The sequence below is a fragment of the Paenibacillus sp. FSL H7-0716 genome, from assembly GCF_038002705.1.
GTDB classification, from domain to species: domain Bacteria; phylum Bacillota; class Bacilli; order Paenibacillales; family Paenibacillaceae; genus Paenibacillus_AQ; species Paenibacillus_AQ odorifer.
On record NZ_JBBODA010000016.1, the window covers coordinates 107,670 to 125,376 of the forward strand.

General features: G+C 45.2%; 18 protein-coding genes and 2 tRNA genes. 4 read left to right on the top strand and 16 right to left on the bottom strand.

What is annotated here, in order from left to right:
• Positions 1-177: 177 nt before the first annotated feature.
• Entirely contained in the window at positions 178-1,053 is an 876-nt protein-coding gene (locus MHH60_RS19895; RefSeq protein ID WP_076133973.1) for an SDR family NAD(P)-dependent oxidoreductase, read from the bottom strand.
• A gap of 156 nt (positions 1,054-1,209) precedes the next feature.
• On the opposite strand from MHH60_RS19895, the gene MHH60_RS19900 reads away from it, so the two are divergent.
• Positions 1,210-1,668 (top strand): MarR family winged helix-turn-helix transcriptional regulator, encoded by a 459-nt coding sequence (locus MHH60_RS19900; RefSeq protein ID WP_076133972.1) that lies wholly within the window; start codon positions 1,210-1,212, stop codon positions 1,666-1,668.
• Between the two features lie 74 nt (positions 1,669-1,742).
• On the top strand, positions 1,743-1,808 hold the full coding sequence (locus MHH60_RS33320) for a putative holin-like toxin (RefSeq protein WP_367946865.1): 66 nt from the start codon (positions 1,743-1,745) through the stop codon (positions 1,806-1,808).
• Between the two features lie 213 nt (positions 1,809-2,021).
• Here the strand turns inward: MHH60_RS33320 and MHH60_RS19905 are convergent.
• From MHH60_RS19905 to nrdR, 3 genes are all read right to left on the bottom strand, one after another.
• A tRNA-Lys gene (locus tag MHH60_RS19905) sits at positions 2,022-2,094 on the bottom strand.
• 10 nt (positions 2,095-2,104) lie between these two features.
• A tRNA-Ala gene (locus MHH60_RS19910) sits at positions 2,105-2,180 on the bottom strand.
• 251 nt (positions 2,181-2,431) lie between these two features.
• Entirely contained in the window at positions 2,432-2,908 is a 477-nt protein-coding gene (gene nrdR, locus MHH60_RS19915) for a transcriptional regulator NrdR (RefSeq protein ID WP_036678976.1), read from the bottom strand.
• Positions 2,909-3,071: 163 nt separating this feature from the next.
• On the opposite strand from nrdR, the gene MHH60_RS19920 reads away from it, so the two are divergent.
• On the top strand, positions 3,072-3,290 hold the full coding sequence (locus MHH60_RS19920) for an alpha/beta-type small acid-soluble spore protein (RefSeq protein WP_036678974.1): 219 nt from the start codon (positions 3,072-3,074) through the stop codon (positions 3,288-3,290).
• A gap of 84 nt (positions 3,291-3,374) precedes the next feature.
• Here MHH60_RS19920 and MHH60_RS19925 read toward each other — a convergent pair whose 3' ends face one another.
• The 11 genes from MHH60_RS19925 to MHH60_RS19975 all read right to left on the bottom strand — a co-directional run bounded on the left by MHH60_RS19925 (position 3,375) and on the right by MHH60_RS19975 (position 15,772).
• On the bottom strand, positions 3,375-3,938 hold the full coding sequence (locus tag MHH60_RS19925; protein ID WP_036678971.1) for a lytic transglycosylase domain-containing protein: 564 nt from the start codon (positions 3,936-3,938) through the stop codon (positions 3,375-3,377).
• Positions 3,935-4,531 (bottom strand): dephospho-CoA kinase, encoded by a 597-nt coding sequence (coaE, locus tag MHH60_RS19930; protein WP_076133971.1) that lies wholly within the window; start codon positions 4,529-4,531, stop codon positions 3,935-3,937. The genes MHH60_RS19925 and coaE overlap by 4 nt, the downstream gene beginning before the upstream one ends.
• Positions 4,532-4,540: 9 nt before the next feature.
• Complete coding sequence (locus MHH60_RS19935; protein WP_076133970.1) at positions 4,541-5,287, bottom strand: manganese efflux pump; 747 nt, start codon at positions 5,285-5,287, stop codon at positions 4,541-4,543.
• A gap of 131 nt (positions 5,288-5,418) precedes the next feature.
• Positions 5,419-6,255 (bottom strand): DNA-formamidopyrimidine glycosylase, encoded by an 837-nt coding sequence (mutM, locus tag MHH60_RS19940; RefSeq protein ID WP_076133969.1) that lies wholly within the window; start codon positions 6,253-6,255, stop codon positions 5,419-5,421.
• Between the two features lie 52 nt (positions 6,256-6,307).
• A complete protein-coding gene (polA, locus tag MHH60_RS19945) occupies positions 6,308-8,977 on the bottom strand; it encodes a DNA polymerase I (RefSeq protein WP_076133968.1) in 2,670 nt (889 codons plus the stop codon).
• Positions 8,978-9,166: 189 nt separating this feature from the next.
• Entirely contained in the window at positions 9,167-9,826 is a 660-nt protein-coding gene (gene phoU / locus MHH60_RS19950; RefSeq protein ID WP_036678957.1) for a phosphate signaling complex protein PhoU, read from the bottom strand.
• 73 nt (positions 9,827-9,899) lie between these two features.
• Positions 9,900-10,655, bottom strand: coding sequence for a phosphate ABC transporter ATP-binding protein PstB (pstB, locus tag MHH60_RS19955; protein ID WP_036678954.1), 756 nt, complete (start codon positions 10,653-10,655; stop codon positions 9,900-9,902).
• 198 nt (positions 10,656-10,853) lie between these two features.
• Positions 10,854-11,582 (bottom strand): response regulator transcription factor, encoded by a 729-nt coding sequence (locus MHH60_RS19960; protein ID WP_036678951.1) that lies wholly within the window; start codon positions 11,580-11,582, stop codon positions 10,854-10,856.
• Positions 11,583-11,691: 109 nt separating this feature from the next.
• Entirely contained in the window at positions 11,692-13,488 is a 1,797-nt protein-coding gene (gene pnpS / locus MHH60_RS19965) for a two-component system histidine kinase PnpS (protein WP_076124920.1), read from the bottom strand.
• Between the two features lie 178 nt (positions 13,489-13,666).
• A complete protein-coding gene (locus tag MHH60_RS19970; RefSeq protein ID WP_076124919.1) occupies positions 13,667-14,053 on the bottom strand; it encodes a VOC family protein in 387 nt (128 codons plus the stop codon).
• A 159-nt stretch (positions 14,054-14,212) separates the two neighbouring features.
• Positions 14,213-15,772 carry a fumarate hydratase gene (locus tag MHH60_RS19975; RefSeq protein WP_076125145.1) on the bottom strand — a complete coding sequence of 520 codons (1,560 nt, stop codon included), beginning with the start codon at positions 15,770-15,772 and terminating at the stop codon, positions 14,213-14,215.
• A gap of 102 nt (positions 15,773-15,874) precedes the next feature.
• Here MHH60_RS19975 and yfbR point away from each other — a divergent pair, with 102 nt between their 5' ends.
• Positions 15,875-16,480, top strand: a complete 606-nt coding sequence (gene yfbR / locus MHH60_RS19980; protein WP_111503265.1) for a 5'-deoxynucleotidase — start codon at positions 15,875-15,877, stop codon at positions 16,478-16,480.
• Positions 16,481-16,562: 82 nt separating this feature from the next.
• On the opposite strand, the gene thiH is transcribed toward yfbR, so the two are convergent.
• Positions 16,563-17,678, bottom strand: a complete 1,116-nt coding sequence (thiH, locus tag MHH60_RS19985) for a 2-iminoacetate synthase ThiH (RefSeq protein WP_076133966.1) — start codon at positions 17,676-17,678, stop codon at positions 16,563-16,565.
• Between the last annotated feature and the right edge of the window lie 29 nt (positions 17,679-17,707).

Sequence of the window (17,707 nt, forward strand, 5' to 3'; positions counted from 1 at the left end):
CTCCTACGCACTTATTTAGTCTTTTCAAAGCAAAATACTGCTACTGGAGAGGAAATAAGTGCGCTACGGTCCGATCACCCGACTAATTGCACCGAATATAGAAAACAAGAGCTATACAGTCCGCAGGATCATAAGTGGGTGATTCGAACGGACAAGAGCTCATTTTCACTAATTAAATCAATTTCCAACGAAACCTTTCTGCTGCAAAATGTCTCCCGTATCGTTCCATAATTTATTTTCCAATACCTTATCTCCTCCCGGTTGTACGGGTACAATGGGATTGCCTGTCCCAACGTTAAAATATCCCCCACTGCTCTCTTGATATTTAGGATCGGTCATTAAACGAATAATGATCTCAGCTCCTTTACGAGGATCGCCAATACGAAAGAAATTCAATAAGTGCTTAAGCATCGAAGAAAACCAAAGTTCACGCCCGAGACCTGTAACGTTAAAACCCGGATTCAATGCATGAACGCTAATTCCCGTTTCCGCCCATCGACGTGCAAGCTCACTGGTAAACATGATATTTAACAGTTTGGTTTTCCCATAAATCTCAGATGATCCTCTGGAAGTAAAAGAAGCTGTATTGAGCAAATCTTCTGGCAACTTTAGCACTCCATGCCGGCGTGAAGCTTCCGAAGCAACATTTATAATTTTTGCATTTCCTGCTGCTTTCAAAGAACCTTCTAAAGTATGCGTCAATAACCAAGGTGCAAAATAGTTCACAGCCATCATTTCTGAGAATCCATCTGCAGTTATCCGCTGTTCAAACCCATGAAGCCCTGCATTATTTATTAACACCTCTATCTTCGTAAAAACACTAGATATTTCTTGTCCTAACCTAGTGACATCCCTCATTGAGGATAAGTCTCCGTAGAAAAAACTAATTTCGGCTGCTGGTACGCTCTCCTTTATCATTTTTTCAGTTACTTCCGAACGGGTTTTACTCCTTGCAGTCAGAACAAGATGGGCACCTCGCTTAGCCATTTCAAGTGCAACGAGTTGTCCCAAACCGCTAGTAGCTCCAGTAATTACAATAATCGGCTTTGTCATCCTCTACATTTTCCTTTATATCAGGAATTCATCAGGAAGGAGCAATTTCATTTTGACAGCGTATACTCCAAAATATATAATTGATATATATCAATTATATGATGATGATTGACATATGTCAACTATATAAAAATTCAAGGTTAGGTGGTTAAAACAATGAATCCCGAACGTAAAGACACTTCGAGAGGACAATTAGAACTGAAGCTAGGTGGACAAATTAGTGCCCTTATTAGCGCTTCGCATGCCCTAAATGTCAGAACTGCTGCCGCTTTCGATTCATCTGTACAACCTGCTGCTTTCCATATAGTTCGTTGGCTGTACTCCTATGGTCCAACAAGTGCCTCTGTATTGGCAGAATCTACGGCTATGGATCGTAGTTCAGTCAGCCGTCTCATCAAGCAACTCGAGAATTTGGGTTATATCAAAAGGGAAGACTCCCCTAACGATCGTCGAGCGATCCTTCTTACTCTCACTGATCTTGGACGACAAAAAACCTTTGATGCGTTACAGGATAAGGAGTTCATATTTTATGAGCGCATAGCCCAATGGGATAATCAACAGCTTGAAACCTTTATCCAAATGCTTAAGGAGTTTAATGGATTTAATGATAATTAATAAATGGGAACAAAAAAAGAAACAGCATCTTGCTGTTTCTTTAGATATGGATTGTCTGTAATTGGAGTCAGCAATTGTCACTGATGTTCATGTTCGGCATGTTCATTATTGCATTGCTCAACTACCTCAAAAAGAAATAGACCGCCCTCTCGCAAAGGAATGCGGTCGATTTCCTGACTAAACTTCCGAAGCCGCCGCCCTTAAAAGCGGCTATTGCAAAGGGAGTCGTGTTTCCGCACGACTCTCTTTGCATTGTACGTTTTATCTATCAAAACATACCACGATCAAACCAAATAAAAAGTCACTCTTCCCCAAACAGCAAAAAAAACGGCATTTCTGCCGTTTCTTTAGGATGGACTCTCAGGGGCTCGAACCCTGGACAAATAGATTAAGAGTCTACTGCTCTACCAACTGAGCTAAGAGTCCATATGATGTTTGGTGGAGCCAAGGGGGATCGAACCCCTGACCTCATCGCTGCCAGCGATGCGCTCTCCCAGCTGAGCTATGGCCCCAAACTGAAATCTCAGATGTATGTAATCACACATTTTATAATTTTAGTTTGGTCGTAATTGAGTTGTTCCGATAAACTCAAGCGTCGTAGGCGACTTCTATATAATATAAAAAATCGCCCTCTATGTCAACACTTTTTTTAAAATTCATTTTTTCACTCTAATTTCCCACGCAAAACCCAGAGGAAACAAACCAGTAGAAGCACTCCTAGCACACCCTAGGATTGGCTGTAACGCCCTAACTGGACAAAACCCTATAATCCCTCTAATTCTCCCGTACTCTTGGACAGCAGCCCCTTGAGTTCCTTCATGAACATATTAATATCCTTGAACTGGCGATATACGGACGCAAAACGAACGTAAGCCACTTCATCTACTGGGTAGAGCTGCTCCATCACGAATTCACCAATCTGTTGGCTTTCCACTTCCGCAACGGCGATGCCGCGCAAAGATTTCTCAACCTCGGACACGATCTTTTCTAGACGTTCCACAGAAACCGGCCGTTTCTCACAAGCACGGATGAGACCGCGGAGTATTTTATCACGACTGAATTCCTCACGGCTGCCGTCTTTTTTAATTACAATCAGTGGCGTCTCTTCAATCATTTCAAAAGTAGTGAAACGTTTGCTGCAACGCTCACATTCACGCCTACGACGGATTGACTTATTTTCATTCGCTGGTCGCGAGTCCAGCACTTTAGTATTTGTGTGATCACAGTAAGGGCATTTCATAAGCTTCATCACTTCCTAATACATAATGGTTTGGTCCCGGAACGTTATAAATCCGGCTTTTGAACGGCTTTTTTATTATTTCCAGAAATCACCGTTTTTTTCTTGTAATGATAATGGCAAGTCCGGCACATAATACAGTTACCAACAGAGGAGGTGAACAGCAATGAGCCAAAGCAACAACTCCAATAACCTTGTAGCTCCAAATTCCCGCGGTGCCTTGGAACAACTTAAATACGAAGTTGCCCAAGAACTAGGAATCACGCTTTCCCCAGATGGTTACCAAGGCAATAAAACTTCTTATGAAAATGGTTCGATCGGTGGTTACATCACTAAACGTCTTGTAACCCTGGCAGAACAACAACTGGCAGGTCAATACAAATAACCTGACCAACATAAGCTTTTTGAAGAAGTATTAAACGACCTACAGGTCGTTTAATACTTCTTTTTATACATAACACGGTAGAAATTAAAATTCTTTGTAAATGTCCGTGTACTGATCATAGTAATAATTAACGCGCTGTACATAATGCCTGGTTTCACCAATGGGAATATCTTTAATGGTTGCATCTGTCCCATCCCAGATCCCTTCGTCCAACCAGCGTTGAACTTTTCCGGGCCCAGCATTATAGGCTGCGATAATTGCTGTACGTTTACCTTCGAATTGACGGGATAAAGTTGAAAGATACCATGTACCCAGTTCAATATTAGCCGAAGGCTCATGCTTGAGTTCTTCCATAGATACGTTTGGAAGCTTGGCCTTTTCCAGCGCCCACTTCGCGGTATCCGGCATAAGCTGCATCAGCCCTAGTGCGCCTTTTTTGGATTCTCGTCCAGTTTTAAAGTTCGTTTCTACCCGAATAATCGCGGTTACAAGAAACGGGTCTATCTCATAAGTGATGCTGTGCTTGCGAATCTCATCTTTAAAATGGATGGGATAAAACCACGACATCCAGTTAGTACTCAGAAACAATATTGCCGTAAAACCCACAAATAGCAGAAGCAGTACTCTTTTTTTACGTAGCCATTTCATGATAAACCCAGCCTGTCCCAAAAAACAGCAACCTGTTGCTCAGTGTACGCAAGATCGCCACTGTTGTCGATGATGTAGTCCGCTTTATTACGTTTCTGTTCAATATCCATCTGTGCATTCAATCGCGCTTCTGCTTCTTCTAATGAGAGCCTATTACGTTCCATTAATCGAGCAACTTGCATTTCACGGGGAACGTAGACTACTACAATCTCATGGAACAGGGTCTCAAGCCCTGATTCAAAAAGAAGCGGAATATCCACAATAATAAGCCGCTTCGGCTCTTCCTGCTCCATGCTGTACATACGGTCTTTGATTTCCTGCCGGATGGCAGGATGCGTCAAATTGTTCAAGGTTTGCAGGGCCACCGGATCTTGAAAGACGATTTCACCTAATTTGGCCCTATTCAGTGTTCCATCCGGAAAAAGGATCTCTTTTCCGAATTGCTTAGCAGCAGCAGCCAACACTTCATGCCCGGGAAGCATAACTTCTCTGGCGATCACATCGGCATCAACCAGCCTCGCTCCCTTGTTCACAAGCAGTGCAGACACTGTGCTTTTTCCGGATGCGATTCCTCCGGTTAAGCCTATAATCATGTACTCACCTCATAATAGCTTCAGTATTCCCATTGCAATCAATAATAACGCTGGTAACGCGGCAGCATGCTTCATCCAGTAGTTCCCGGCAAATCTAAGTCCTGTCTTCATACCCAGCAATAGAAATGTACCACTAAACAAAGCTATTGTAAGTGATGTCCATATCGGATTGAAGCCAAGCAGCGCTGCGCCAAGTCCAGCCCCAAAAGCATCCAGAGAGAGCGCAATCCCAAGTATCATCGCTTCCATCGAAGAGATGCTTCCTGAGGCATCCATATCCGCAGAAGACGGGGTACGCAAGATCTGCACTACAATCCCCAAACGGCGAAGCTCAAGCGAAAAAACAGCTGATTTCAACGGTTCATCATTCATAACAGGTTCTGTACCCGCTTCAGAATCAGCCGCTACCTCTGCCCAAGCCTGCTCGGAAAATGAGCCCTCGTCTACCGTTTCAGCTTTACGTCCGCCATCTGCCTCTTTCTCTTTTTGCATCAGCATCTGAACAAGCGACCAGCATCCCATTAGCACAAGTATAACCGCACCAACCATAGAAGCTGCATTCGGAGACACTACCTTGGCAAGCAAAACCCCAACCTGCATCGATACACAGATAACTACCCCCGAACAGAGCGAGATAATCAGAACGGAGAGCAGTGGTATTTTCATTTTACGCAGCCCATATGTAATTCCTACACCAAAACCATCCAAACTCAAGGCAAACGCTAGCAATAGCAGTGAAAATAATGGGCTGAGCACCCGCAATCCCTCCTGTGAAGAACCGGAAAACTGAAATTTTATCGTTTCAGCTTCCGTTCTCTATTAAGCATTCTTCACACAGTATATGGGCGGGACATGTAGTGGGTGCCAACCTTATTATTTCAACAAATTCAGTTAACCGTCGGACGCTGGCAATTTGGACAATAATGCGTGCCACGACCGCCAACAACCGTCTTCTCAATCATCGTTCCGCAGTTACTGCACGGCTGATCCTTACGACCGTAAATCAATAGCTGCTGCTGATACGTACCGCTCTCACCTTGGCCATTAACATAGGACTTAACAGATGAACCTCCGGCGTTAACCGCTTCGGCCAGCGTGCTTACAATGGCATGATGCAGCTTGTCCAATTGATTGTCCGTGAGCGCTTTGGCGCTGTCTTCAGGATGGATACCCGCACGGTGCAACGACTCATCTACATAAATATTGCCGATGCCGACGATATATTCCTGATTAAGCAGCAGCGATTTAATTTTGGTGCTTTTACCTGACACGATCTGCTTAAACCTCTCCGGTGTAAAAGAAGGCTCCAGCGGCTCCTGCCCCAGCTTATTTAAAGGCGGCAGCTGAAGATCTTCTCCCATCTGAAATAGATGCATCGTCCCGAACTGGCGAACATCCGTGTAACGCAGCTCAGTTCCATCCGTAAAATGAAAAATCACATGTGTATGCTTGTCCAGTGGGTCATCATTTGAAAAAAGTCCGTAACGGCCTTCCATCCGTAAATGTGACACAAGCACCAGACCATCCAGCACAATACGCAAAAACTTTCCTCTTCGTTCAACTTTTACAATGCTATGACCTGCCAGCAGGTGGGCAAAAGCCTGAATATCATCCGGACGCTGAATAATCCGCGCCAACCGGACGGTTACATTCTCTATCTGCTTTCCATTAACTAACTCATTAAGTGTTCTCTTGACTGTCTCTACTTCCGGTAATTCCGGCATGATGTCTTCACCTCAACTACATTATAGCTGATATGCACACCTTAAAGGGAGTCTATTTCGCCTCGTACCAGTTACTTCCAAAGCTGACCTCTGCCTTAAGCGGCACAGATAACTTCAGGGCTCCACCCATTACTTCCGGCAAAAGCGTCTTCATAAGCTCCATTTCATCCTCTGGCACCTCGAATACAAGCTCATCGTGTACTTGAAGCAGCATACGGCTCTTAAGCCCACGATCAAATAATGCCTTGTCCATATGCACCATCGCCAGCTTGATAATATCCGCTGCTGTTCCCTGTATAGGTGTATTCATTGCTGTCCGCTCCGCAAAAGAGCGCAGATTAAAGTTTTTCGCATTAATCTCCGGCAGATAACGGCGACGTTCGAGCAACGTGGTCACATAACCATACTTCCGTGCCTCCACTACGATATCGTCCATATAGCGGCGCACACCTTGATAAACCTCAAAATACTGCTCAATAAATTGCGCGGCTTCCTTACGCGGAATATTCAGATTCTGCGAGAGACCGTAATCACTGATCCCGTAAACGATCCCGAAGTTAACGGCTTTTGCGGCACGGCGCATATTGCTGTCCACCTGTTCCGCGGTCACACCGAACACATCCATCGCTGTCTTCGTGTGAATATCCATATCATGCAGAAAGGCTTCCTTCATCCGCTCATCGCCGGAAATATGTGCCAGCACACGCAGCTCGATCTGCGAATAGTCGGCTGCTAAGATGGACCAGCCCGGTTCGGACGGAACGAATACCTTGCGGATTTTGCGTCCTTCCTCTAGACGAATCGGGATATTCTGCAAGTTCGGGAATTGGCTGCTAAGCCGTCCTGTAGCGGCAATTGTCTGCCGGTAGAATGTATGCACTTTCCCTGTGTTCGGGGAAATTTCTTTAAGCAGCCCCTCTACGTAGGTAGATTGCAGCTTTGCAATTGTGCGATATTGCAGAATCAAACGTACCACATCGTGGTATGGCGCCAGTTTCTCAAGCACTTCGGCATCCGTGGAATAACCCGTCTTCGTCTTCTTGACGACAGGCAGACCTAGCTTTACAAACAAGATTTCACCCAGCTGCTTTGGTGAGTTCAAATTAAACTCAGTGCCACAAATCTCGTATATTTCACTGACCAATTTGGAAATTTGCGCCTCGAATTCTTTTCCAAGCTCTTTAAGATCACCCGCATTGACGGCAATCCCCTGTTTCTCCATATCCGCCAAAATCCGTGACAAAGGCATTTCCAGATCCTCGAATAGCCCTGTCATCGCGGTCTCCACCAGCTCCTGCTGTTGCTTTTGTGCGATTCCAAGAACTGTTGCACTCTTTCGTGCAACGTGATTCCCTAAGACTTCCAGCTCAGGAATTTTGTATTTGGCACCTTTACCAAATACCTCTTCATCAGGAGAGAGCCGCGGCAAGCCGTATTTAGCAGTGAGATCGTTTAGGTTCTGATTAGCCTCCGTAGGATCAAGCAAATACGCCGCCAGCTGCACATCATGGGCTGCACCTGCAAAAGCAATTCCCTGCCAGTGTAGAGCCAAATCAGCGCGGTGAAGATCATATCCACTTTTCGGAGCCTTTTCATCTCCTAGCCAATCACGCAGCTTCGCAGCAGCCGGTTTTTGCAGTAGTTCAAACGGCACATAGTAATGCCGCTCCAGAGAGGACAATCCAATTCCGATTACCTCGGCACGATGCGGATTATCTCCATACGATTCCACATGCAGTGCCGAAATGCCAGCCAGGGCTTCACTTAGTCCCTTAAGTTCTTCTTCACTTACGATCGTAATATCAAGTGCCGCAGCTTCTACTTCAGCTGCACTCTCCTCACCCTCGGCAACAGGAGCATAGGCACTAAGTGACAAACGTTCCAACAATGATTTAAATTCCAGCTTGGCAAGCGCCGGTCCCGCGGTATCCGCTGAAATTCCATTAAAGACCATGTCTTCCCACGAATGCTCAAGCGGCACTTCGCGATAGATGGTCGCTAATTTTTTACTCATCACCGCATCTTCTGCATGGGTTTCCAGTTTCTCTTTCATTTTACCCTTTAGCTCACCAGTTCCAGCTAAGACACCTTCCACCGATCCAAATTGATGCAGCAGCTTCAAAGCTGTCTTCTCACCTACGCCGGGTACTCCCGGGATGTTATCACTTGCATCGCCCATCAGTCCTTTAAGATCAATGATCTGCTCAGGGGTTAGGTCATATTTCTCCCGGATTTGTTCCGGCCCATAAAGCTCAACTTCGGTGACCCCTTTGCGGATTAAGGCAACGGTCGTATGCTCAGAGGCCAGCTGCAACATATCCTTGTCTCCCGACACGATCATAACCTGCCGTCCCGCTTCATCCGCCTGGCGCGAAATGGTGCCAATAATATCATCAGCCTCATAATTGCCAATTTCAAATTGCGGTACACCTAAATTAGTCAGCAATTCCTTCAACAAAGGGAACTGCTCGGAGAGCTCCGGCGGTGTTTTTTGCCGGCCACCCTTATAATCTTGATAACCTTCATGCCGAAAAGTAACTTTCCCTGCATCGAAGGCGACAATCATATGTGTCGGTTTATGTTCTTCGATTAAACGAAGCAGCATCGTTGTAAATCCGTACACCGCATTTGTCTGTTGCCCTGCTGTATTCGTCAGCGGGGGCATCGCAAAAAAAGCACGGTAAATAATATTGTTTCCATCTATAAGTATCAACTTGTCCATAGTGCACCTCGCCTTTTTCATGCGTACTCCTTACATCTTACCATATGCCCTGTACAAGTAGAAACGGCTTTACCAACCTAAACAGTGGGATAAGCTGATATGTTAAGGATATACAACAAGTAGCCGCCCTTTTAAAAGGGCGGCTACTTAGTTTAACTAAAGATATAACAAAAGCTGTGGAAGTGCAAATTACTGATTCAAGTCCGGACGGCTGCCTGTGACCAGATAAACAACACTCTCACCAATGTTAGTCGCATGATCGGCAATCCGTTCAATATAACGGCCTACCAGCGTTAATAACATAGCTTGAGATACAGAATCCGGTTTTGCCACCATATAACTATATAGCTCATTGATCATCGAACCATATAATTGATCGACCTGATCATCATCTTGTGCCATTCTATAAGCCAGATCCGTGTTCTCATCCAGATAAGACTGGATAGCCTCATCAATCATGGTCGTCACAATTTCCGCCATACGTGGAATGTCTACAAGCGGCTTGATCAGCTGCTGTCCATGGATGCGCATAGTTGCTTTCGCAACATCAATAGCCAAGTCACCCATACGTTCCAAATCGCTGGATATTTTGAAAGCAACGATAATGCGGCGCAAATCTTTTGCTACAGGCTGCTGTGTAATAATTAGCCGTGAGCCAATTTCCATGATTTTATCTTCCATGGCATTCAGCTGCAAATCTGCTTTAATGATTTCCTGAGCGCGCACAGTATCAAGATTCTGTAAAGCAACAATTGCTCCACCAAGAGCATCTATTACATGTTCACCCATCTGCTGCAGCAGACTGCGCAGCTCTTCCAAATCTTTATCAAATTCTTTTCTGCGAATCATAGTAAGAGCGATCCTCCTCATTAATGTATGGTCAGCTTGCCATTTCCAAGGACGAGCGCCCTTGTAGCCCGTATCAGCCGAAACGTCCAGAAATATAATCTTCGGTGCGGGAATCCTTAGGAGTCGAGAACAACACTTCTGTATCCGCCGCCTCTACAATTACACCATTCAAGAAAAACACGGTTCGACCAGATACACGTGCCGCCTGATGCATGTTATGAGTAACCATAACGATTGTATACTTACTTCTTAATTCCTGTACAAGCTCCTCTATCTTGAGCGTAGACACAGGATCAAGTGCAGACGTTGCCTCATCCATGAGCAGAATATCCGGCTGTACTGCCAAAGCTCGGGCAATACACAGCCGTTGCTGCTGTCCGCCGGACAAGCTAAGGGCAGATTTTTTCAGAAAATCTTTAACTTCCTCCCACAGCGCGGAATGACGCAGACTTTGCTCTACAATCTCATCCAGTTCGCTCTTTGAACGAATGCCGTGCAGGCGAGGGCCATAAGCTACATTGTCGTAAATCGACTTTGGAAAAGGATTTGGCTGTTGGAATACCATGCCCACCTGCTTACGCAGGCTTTCTACCTCTACCTCGTCACTATAAATATTTTTGCCGCCGATGTTTACAGTTCCTTCAATACGTGTACCAGGAATCATATCATTCATACGATTCAGCGTGCGCAACAGAGTGGATTTTCCGCAACCGGAAGGTCCAATAAAAGCAGTAACCTGTTTCTCCGGAATTTGCAGATTCACATTCTTCAGTGCGTGAAATGACTCATAGTAGAGATCAAGTTTCTCTATGTCAATGATGGATTTCATTAGTATTTACGTCTCCTTCTCATCATCTTCGTTCTCCATAATAAGCTTTTAATGTAAATACAGTTGGAGAGAAATGTTAACGCAATGTAAAATTGGTGAAGATGAATTAGTCCACGTGATAGTATTCCCTACAAATCGGCGTGTAATCTCACCTGAATCTTGTTTATGAACGGGATAAAGAAGAAAACTCCAGTCATGCTAAATGACCGGAGCTCTCTTTTTGTTAACAACTAATTTATAACCTACACCTCGAATGGAATCGATATGGACGGATTCTGGATCTAGCTCAAGCTTTTTACGAAGTGAACTTACGTGCACATCAACGGTGCGCTGTCCACCAATATAATCAAAGCCCCATACAGCGTTCATAAGATCATCTCTTGTCAGCACTACCCCTGGTTTACGAGCCAAATATAACAATACCTCGAACTCTTTAGGTCGCAGGTTAATGCTATGTCCACCTAAGGAAACTTCATACCGCTCAGGATAGATTTCTAGTTGTCCCAGAATGATCGTAGAAGCAGATATAGGTGTCTCTTGTGGAGCCTCTTCAGCAAGACCAGAGATCCGCCGCAATACAGCGCTCACTCTTGCAAGCAATTCGGATACTCCAAAAGGTTTGGTTATATAATCATCAGCACCGGATTTCAGCCCTCTAACCACATCTTCTTCAGCATTTTTAGCAGTCAATACGATAATAGGTGTGCGGATACCTTGTCCACGCAATTTATCAAGGATGTCAATGCCATTCATTCCTGGCAGCATCAGATCCAATACGATCAAGTCAAAAGGTTCCCTCGTCGCACGATCATATCCTGCCGTTCCATGATCCTCTACCGTCACCTCGTAACCTTCCTGCGTTAAGTTATAAGACAGCAGCCGGGCTAGTGTCGGTTCGTCTTCAATGACAAGCAATCGTTGAGCCATAGGTTCCCCCGTCTTCCATATAGTTTGATTTTTACAAAACAGCAACAAAACCATCATATCACCGTAATGTTAACTTAGTGTAAAATTGAAAAAGTGAATTTACAAAAATCTAATCGGTCTTTTCTTCCTGCAGCAAAGGCAATTCAATCACAAAGGAACTGCCGATCCCCAGATCACTTTCAACTGAAATCACTCCATGGTGCATATCTACCAAATGCTTCACAATAGACAGCCCCAATCCCGTTCCACCGGAGCTTCTGGATCTTGCTTTATCCACCCGGTAAAAACGTTCAAAAATACGCGGCAGATCTTTTTTAGGAATCCCCATACCCGTATCGCTAACAGTAAATTGAACATTTTCGGAGCCGTCTGGTTTCAGTAGACTCTTAACGTAGACCTTTACGTTTCCGCCTTCATGTGTGTAATTAATCGCATTAGAGAAAAGATTCATAAAGATTTGACGCAGCTTATCCTCATCCGCCTCAATAAATAGCTCCTCAGGAACCTCTACATTAAGACTAATGTTTTTCTTCTCAGCGACTTTACTGATGGTTCCCAGCACGGAATCAAAGAATTCAATGATATGAACCGGTGAGCAATCGAGCTGCACCCGTTTAGATTCGATTTTAGATAATTCCAGAATATCTCCAATCAAGCGATTTAAACGCTCGTTCTCATCATAAATAATTTGCAGGAAGGATCTCGCCGTCTTCTCATCTTTAACTCCGCCACCCAGCAAGGTCTCGGCAAACCCTTTGACCGCTGCAACCGGAGTCTTGAGTTCATGCGATACATTAGCTACAAATTCACTACGCATCCGCTCCAAACGGCGAATTTCCGTAACCTCTTGCAATAGGAAAAGCATACCTCTGTACGTACCATCCTGGATCATCGGAACCGCGTCCATCCGTACAATTCGCTCTCTTGGGTTATAAATACTTCGTTCTTCATGAATCGGTTCCCGGCTTAACACCCCTTCTTCAAGCAGACGGGTTAGCTCATAATGACGTTTTAACTCTTTGTATGAATGACCCGCCATTTCACCGTTACTGACATCAAGCATTCGCTCTGAAGCCCGGTTAAGCAGCGCAATCTCTTCTTCCGCATTGATCATTATGATGCCGCCAGTCATATTATCCAGTACGCTTTGCAGCAGATCCTCATTATCACGAATCGTCTTAAGCTGGTCTTGAAGACTGTCTGCCATCGCATTAATTGCGGTAGCCAGCTGCCCAACTTCATCTTTACGCTTCAAATGAACTCTGGCATCATAATCCAGATCGGTAATCCGCCGGGCGACTCTTGTGATTTGCTCCAGCGGGGAAGTCATGCTTGAAGCTACTTTATAGCTCACAATCGTTGCTGACAAGAACAAGATAATTAGACCTGCAGCCATGATCATCCATGCATGCTTAAGGCCTTGCGTTACAGCATCAAGTCCCATTGAGACCCGAATATAGCCGTCAAATCCCTGATCAGAAGTTACCTTTCCAGCCACATATAACATCTCATGCTTTAGAGTTTCGCTGTAACGGATTGCCCGTCCAGTTCCCTCTTTCGCAGCCCCTATCTCTTCTTCACGATTAGAGTGGTTGTCCATTTCCAAGGGGTTTTTCTCAGAATCGCCAATTACTTTACCCGACTTTGTAATAAACGTTATCCGAGAATCTAAAAGTTTAGAAATATGCTCCGCCTGTTCAGTGTAATACGGGATCGCATTCGAAGAATTCATATCTACAAATTCCAGTGTGCCTGAGAGCAAGCTTATTTCCCGGGACATATTCTCTTCCAGAGCAGTTATATGGGAGCTCTTAAACAGATGAGCCATCGTAAATCCAGTACCAATCATGGAAATACCGATTAAGGCCATAAGTATAAACGTAAGACGAGCGCGAAACGGTTTCATCTGAAATGTGCCTCTCCCTTTATCATTGTATCTTTTATCCTAACTTCATTTTCTCCAAAATACCAGTACGACTATGACCGTGACATAAGCCCCCCAGAGTAGATTATATAAAAATAACAGCCCGAGTTGATTAACTCTGGACTGTTACTTTGTATTACTTTTGTAAAAACACATGAGTTTATTCTGTACGGGTGGCAAGAAACCACTGATTACCCTGACGGTCTCTAACCCCTGCTCCTCTTTCTCCATAGGACTTATCCAGTGGTTCTTCAATAATAGAGGCCCCGGCATCCAGGCACTTGCGGTAGGTCTCATCAACATTTCTTACATAAAGATGAATGGCAAGCTGTACCGGTGAATACTTTTCATTCGCTTCAGAAATCTCAATGATGGAATCACCGATTCTGACCTCGGCATGCCTAATCCTTCCCTCATCGTTTCGCAGCATATCAATAATTTTGGCATCAAAGCAGTGCACAACAAAATCTATCAATTGGTCTGCATCTTCCGCAATAAAATACGGCGTAACGTTAAGAAAACCATTTCTAATATAATGTGGTGCCATTCGTTGTCCTCCTTTAGACAGGCAAAAACGCCTTCGGCGTTCCTTAAGGATAATTTATAGTCTGGAACATATAAATCCTTATAATATGATTAAAACCCATGGAAAAGCCATTCAGAGAATCTGCCCTCCTCATGACTTATCCACCGGTTGTAACCCCATTTATTTAAACACTGGCTCCTTGAATTGAGTCAATTTAGCTGCTGAATCTTTTTCCACATCCGCATGCAGACTGTTGCCGTGAGCATCCATCGTCACAATCGCTGCAAAACCCTCCACATCGAGATGCCACATTGCCTCAGGAATACCAAATTCCATAAAATCAACAGCGTTGACTTTCTTAATGCACTCTGCATAATACTGGGCGGCTCCACCAATCGCATTGAGGTATACCCCGCCGTGCTCTTGTAACGCTTTTAACGTTTTTGGACCCATACCCCCTTTTCCGATGACTGCACGGATTCCAAATTTTTTGATGATATCGCCTTGATAAGGCTCTTCACGAATGCTCGTAGTTGGGCCCGCAGCTTTTACATGCCAGCCTTCCTCATCTTTCATCATCACAGGACCGCAATGATAAATCACAGCCCCTTCCAGATCTACCGGAGACTCATGATCCATTAAATATTTGTGCAAAGCATCACGGCCTGTATGCATTTCACCGGATAAAATAACCACGTCTCCAACACGCAGACTACGGATATCCTCTTCACTTATCGGCGTTGTAAGACGTACTTCCCGCGACTCAGAGGCTGGGCTGTTAGCTCCCTCAGCAATTACCGCTTCAGATTCATGTGCCCCTTCATCATCTACAGATATCCCTGTGCCACTCTCATACAACCAATCCTCTATATTGCCTGTTGATGGATCAACCAGCACCCCTTGGCGGCGGAAGGCCCAACAGTTATAAGCAACGGATACGAAAAAGCTAGCTGGCAGACGATTCATAACGCCAACCTTACAGCCCAGCAGCGATACTTCACCACCAAAGCCCATCGTGCCAATTCCAAGCTTGTTAGCATTCTCCATAATATAGTCTTCCAGCTTGCTAAGGTCTTCTATCGGATTAACATCCTCCACTTTGCGGAACAACTGCTTCTTAGCCAGCTCGTAGCCAGTCGTACGGTCACCGCCGATACCCACGCCAATAAAACCGGCACTACAGCCTTGTCCCTGCGCCTGATATACCGCGTGTAAAATACATTTACGGATTCCGTCCAGATCCCGACCCGCTTTGCCGAGTCCTTCTAGTTCTGCCGGGAGACTGTATTGAATATTTTTATTCTCGCAGCCTCCACCCTTCAGAATAAGTCTAACGTCTATTTTATCCTCTTCCCATTGTTCGAAATGAATGACTGGTGTGCCTGCACCCAAGTTATCTCCGCTATTCTCACCTGTTAATGAATCTACAGAATTGGGACGAAGTTTACCATTCTTTGTCGCTCGTACAATGGCATTATGAATATCTTTTTTCATCTCAATCTGATTGATTCCCACAGGGGTGTGAATGATAAATGTAGGCATTCCCGTATCCTGACAGATCGGAGACACTTGCTGCTCAGCCATTCCGATATTTTGCGCAATCGTGGTTAAAGCAAGACCGGACCGGGTAGCCCTGTCTTCCAGCGCGCGACCTTTAGCAACTGCCCGGCGTACATCTCCCGGCAAATTCGTGGAAGTTTCTACGATAAGGTTATAAATACTGTCTTCAAAATGCTGCATCTTCATTCAAGCTCCTCTCGGCAGTTCCAGGTTATCTAAAGTTTGATACAATTAGTATAATAATATCATACCTAGCACCGCATGAAAGGGGTTACTTTAAAATTGAGCTACCATTTTTCTGCCTATCTATATCGTCTTCAGTATATTCAGCGCTGGAGCTTGATGCGCAGCACCGCACCGGAGAACGTCGCTGAGCATTCTTTTCATGTTGCATTGCTCACACATATGCTCTGTTCCATCGGTAATGTTCATTTTAGACGTTCACTAAACGCGGAACGAGCAGCAACCATAGCTCTGTTCCATGATGCCAGCGAAGTGTTCACAGGCGACATCGCCACGCCAGTAAAATACAACAATCCTCGCTTGCTCACCAGCTTCCGCGAAATGGAGAAAGTTGCGGCTGATCGCTTAACTGGAATGATTCCATCAGAGCTGAAAAGCATCTACACTCAGCTTATACGACCGGAAGACAGCCCTCCCGATTCGGAGGACATTCTGCTGCACAGCTATGTGAAAGCCGCTGATCGGCTGGATGCTTATTTGAAATGCGTATGGGAGGTTGCTGCAGGCAACCGAGAATTTGCCGCCGCGAAGGAGCAGACAGCAGCAAAACTTCGTGGGCTTGGCCTGCAGGAAGTGGATTATTTCCTGACTCATATGGCACCGAGTTTCGAAATGTCTCTCGATGAGCTCTCTGCCGGAAACTAAACACCCTCTAGACAATAAAAATGGACCTCCGCATGAATCTCGCAGGGGTCCATTTAGTGATTAATAATTGATAATACAAGCGTTACGTTGCTGGTTCGGTCAGGATATCCCAGTCTTTAAAAATGGGCTGCAAACCCTTCGTATATAGCATTTCCGTAATCTCCTGCACACTGCGGCTATCGGATATTTCGAATTGCGGAGTTCCCCCTGCATTAGTGTGACCGCCCACCTCAGTAGTGACCCCGGCTGACATCTTAGTTATTCCCAGATGAACTAAATGATCGCGTAGAGAGGCAGGCTCTCTTGTAGATAAGGTAATGCCCGAACGGGGTAAAAATAACCGGTATGCCAAAATAATCTGCACTAGCGATCGGTCGGTAACATCGCACTCTGGGTTAAATTCCCCTAAATAAGGCCGAAAACGTGGAGGTGACAGGCTGATCTCGCAATCTGGATACCGATCCTGCAAATAGCGGGCATGCATGGCACTTTGGAATGCCTCTTGCCGCCAATCATACATCCCGAGCAACGTACCAATATTCACAGAACGAAAACCTGCCTGACAGCCGCGTTCAGGTGCATCCAGGCGATTCCGGTATTTTCTTTTTGGCCCTTTAACATGCAGCTTTCTGTAAGTCTCCTGGTGGTAAACCTCTTGGTATAGTGTTAGTCCATCCACCCCTGCTTGAAGAAGTTCTTTATATTCTGCAGTTGATAGAGGATTTATCTCAATACTGACGGAGGAAAAAAATCCCCTGAGTACATCTACACAATCCTTAATATATGAGACAGGATTCTCCCAGCGCGATTCACCAGTCAAAATGAGGATATGCCGCAGACCTGTAGCTGCAATTTTCTCTGCCTCCCTGCGGACCTCCTCCAAGGACAGCTTTTTGCGCGGAAAATCATAAATGGAGCTGAAGCTGCAGTAGGTACAATGATTCACACAAAAATCCGCAAGATACATCGGTGTGAACAGCTGCATCGAATAACCAAAATGGGCACGGGTCAGTCGCTGTGCTGCCGACGCCATCTCCTCTAGCAGCGGCGTTGCTGCCGGAGAGAGCAATGCCAGCAAATCATTTTCGTTCAGCTTGTCTTTTCCAAGCGCCCGCTTAACGTCATCCTCCCGGAACTCCTTCCACAGCTGCTCATAAGGATACTGCTCCAAGCGGGCCAGTGTGTCAAAAAAGCTCATGCTAATCCTCCCTCCTTTGGTGAACCTAT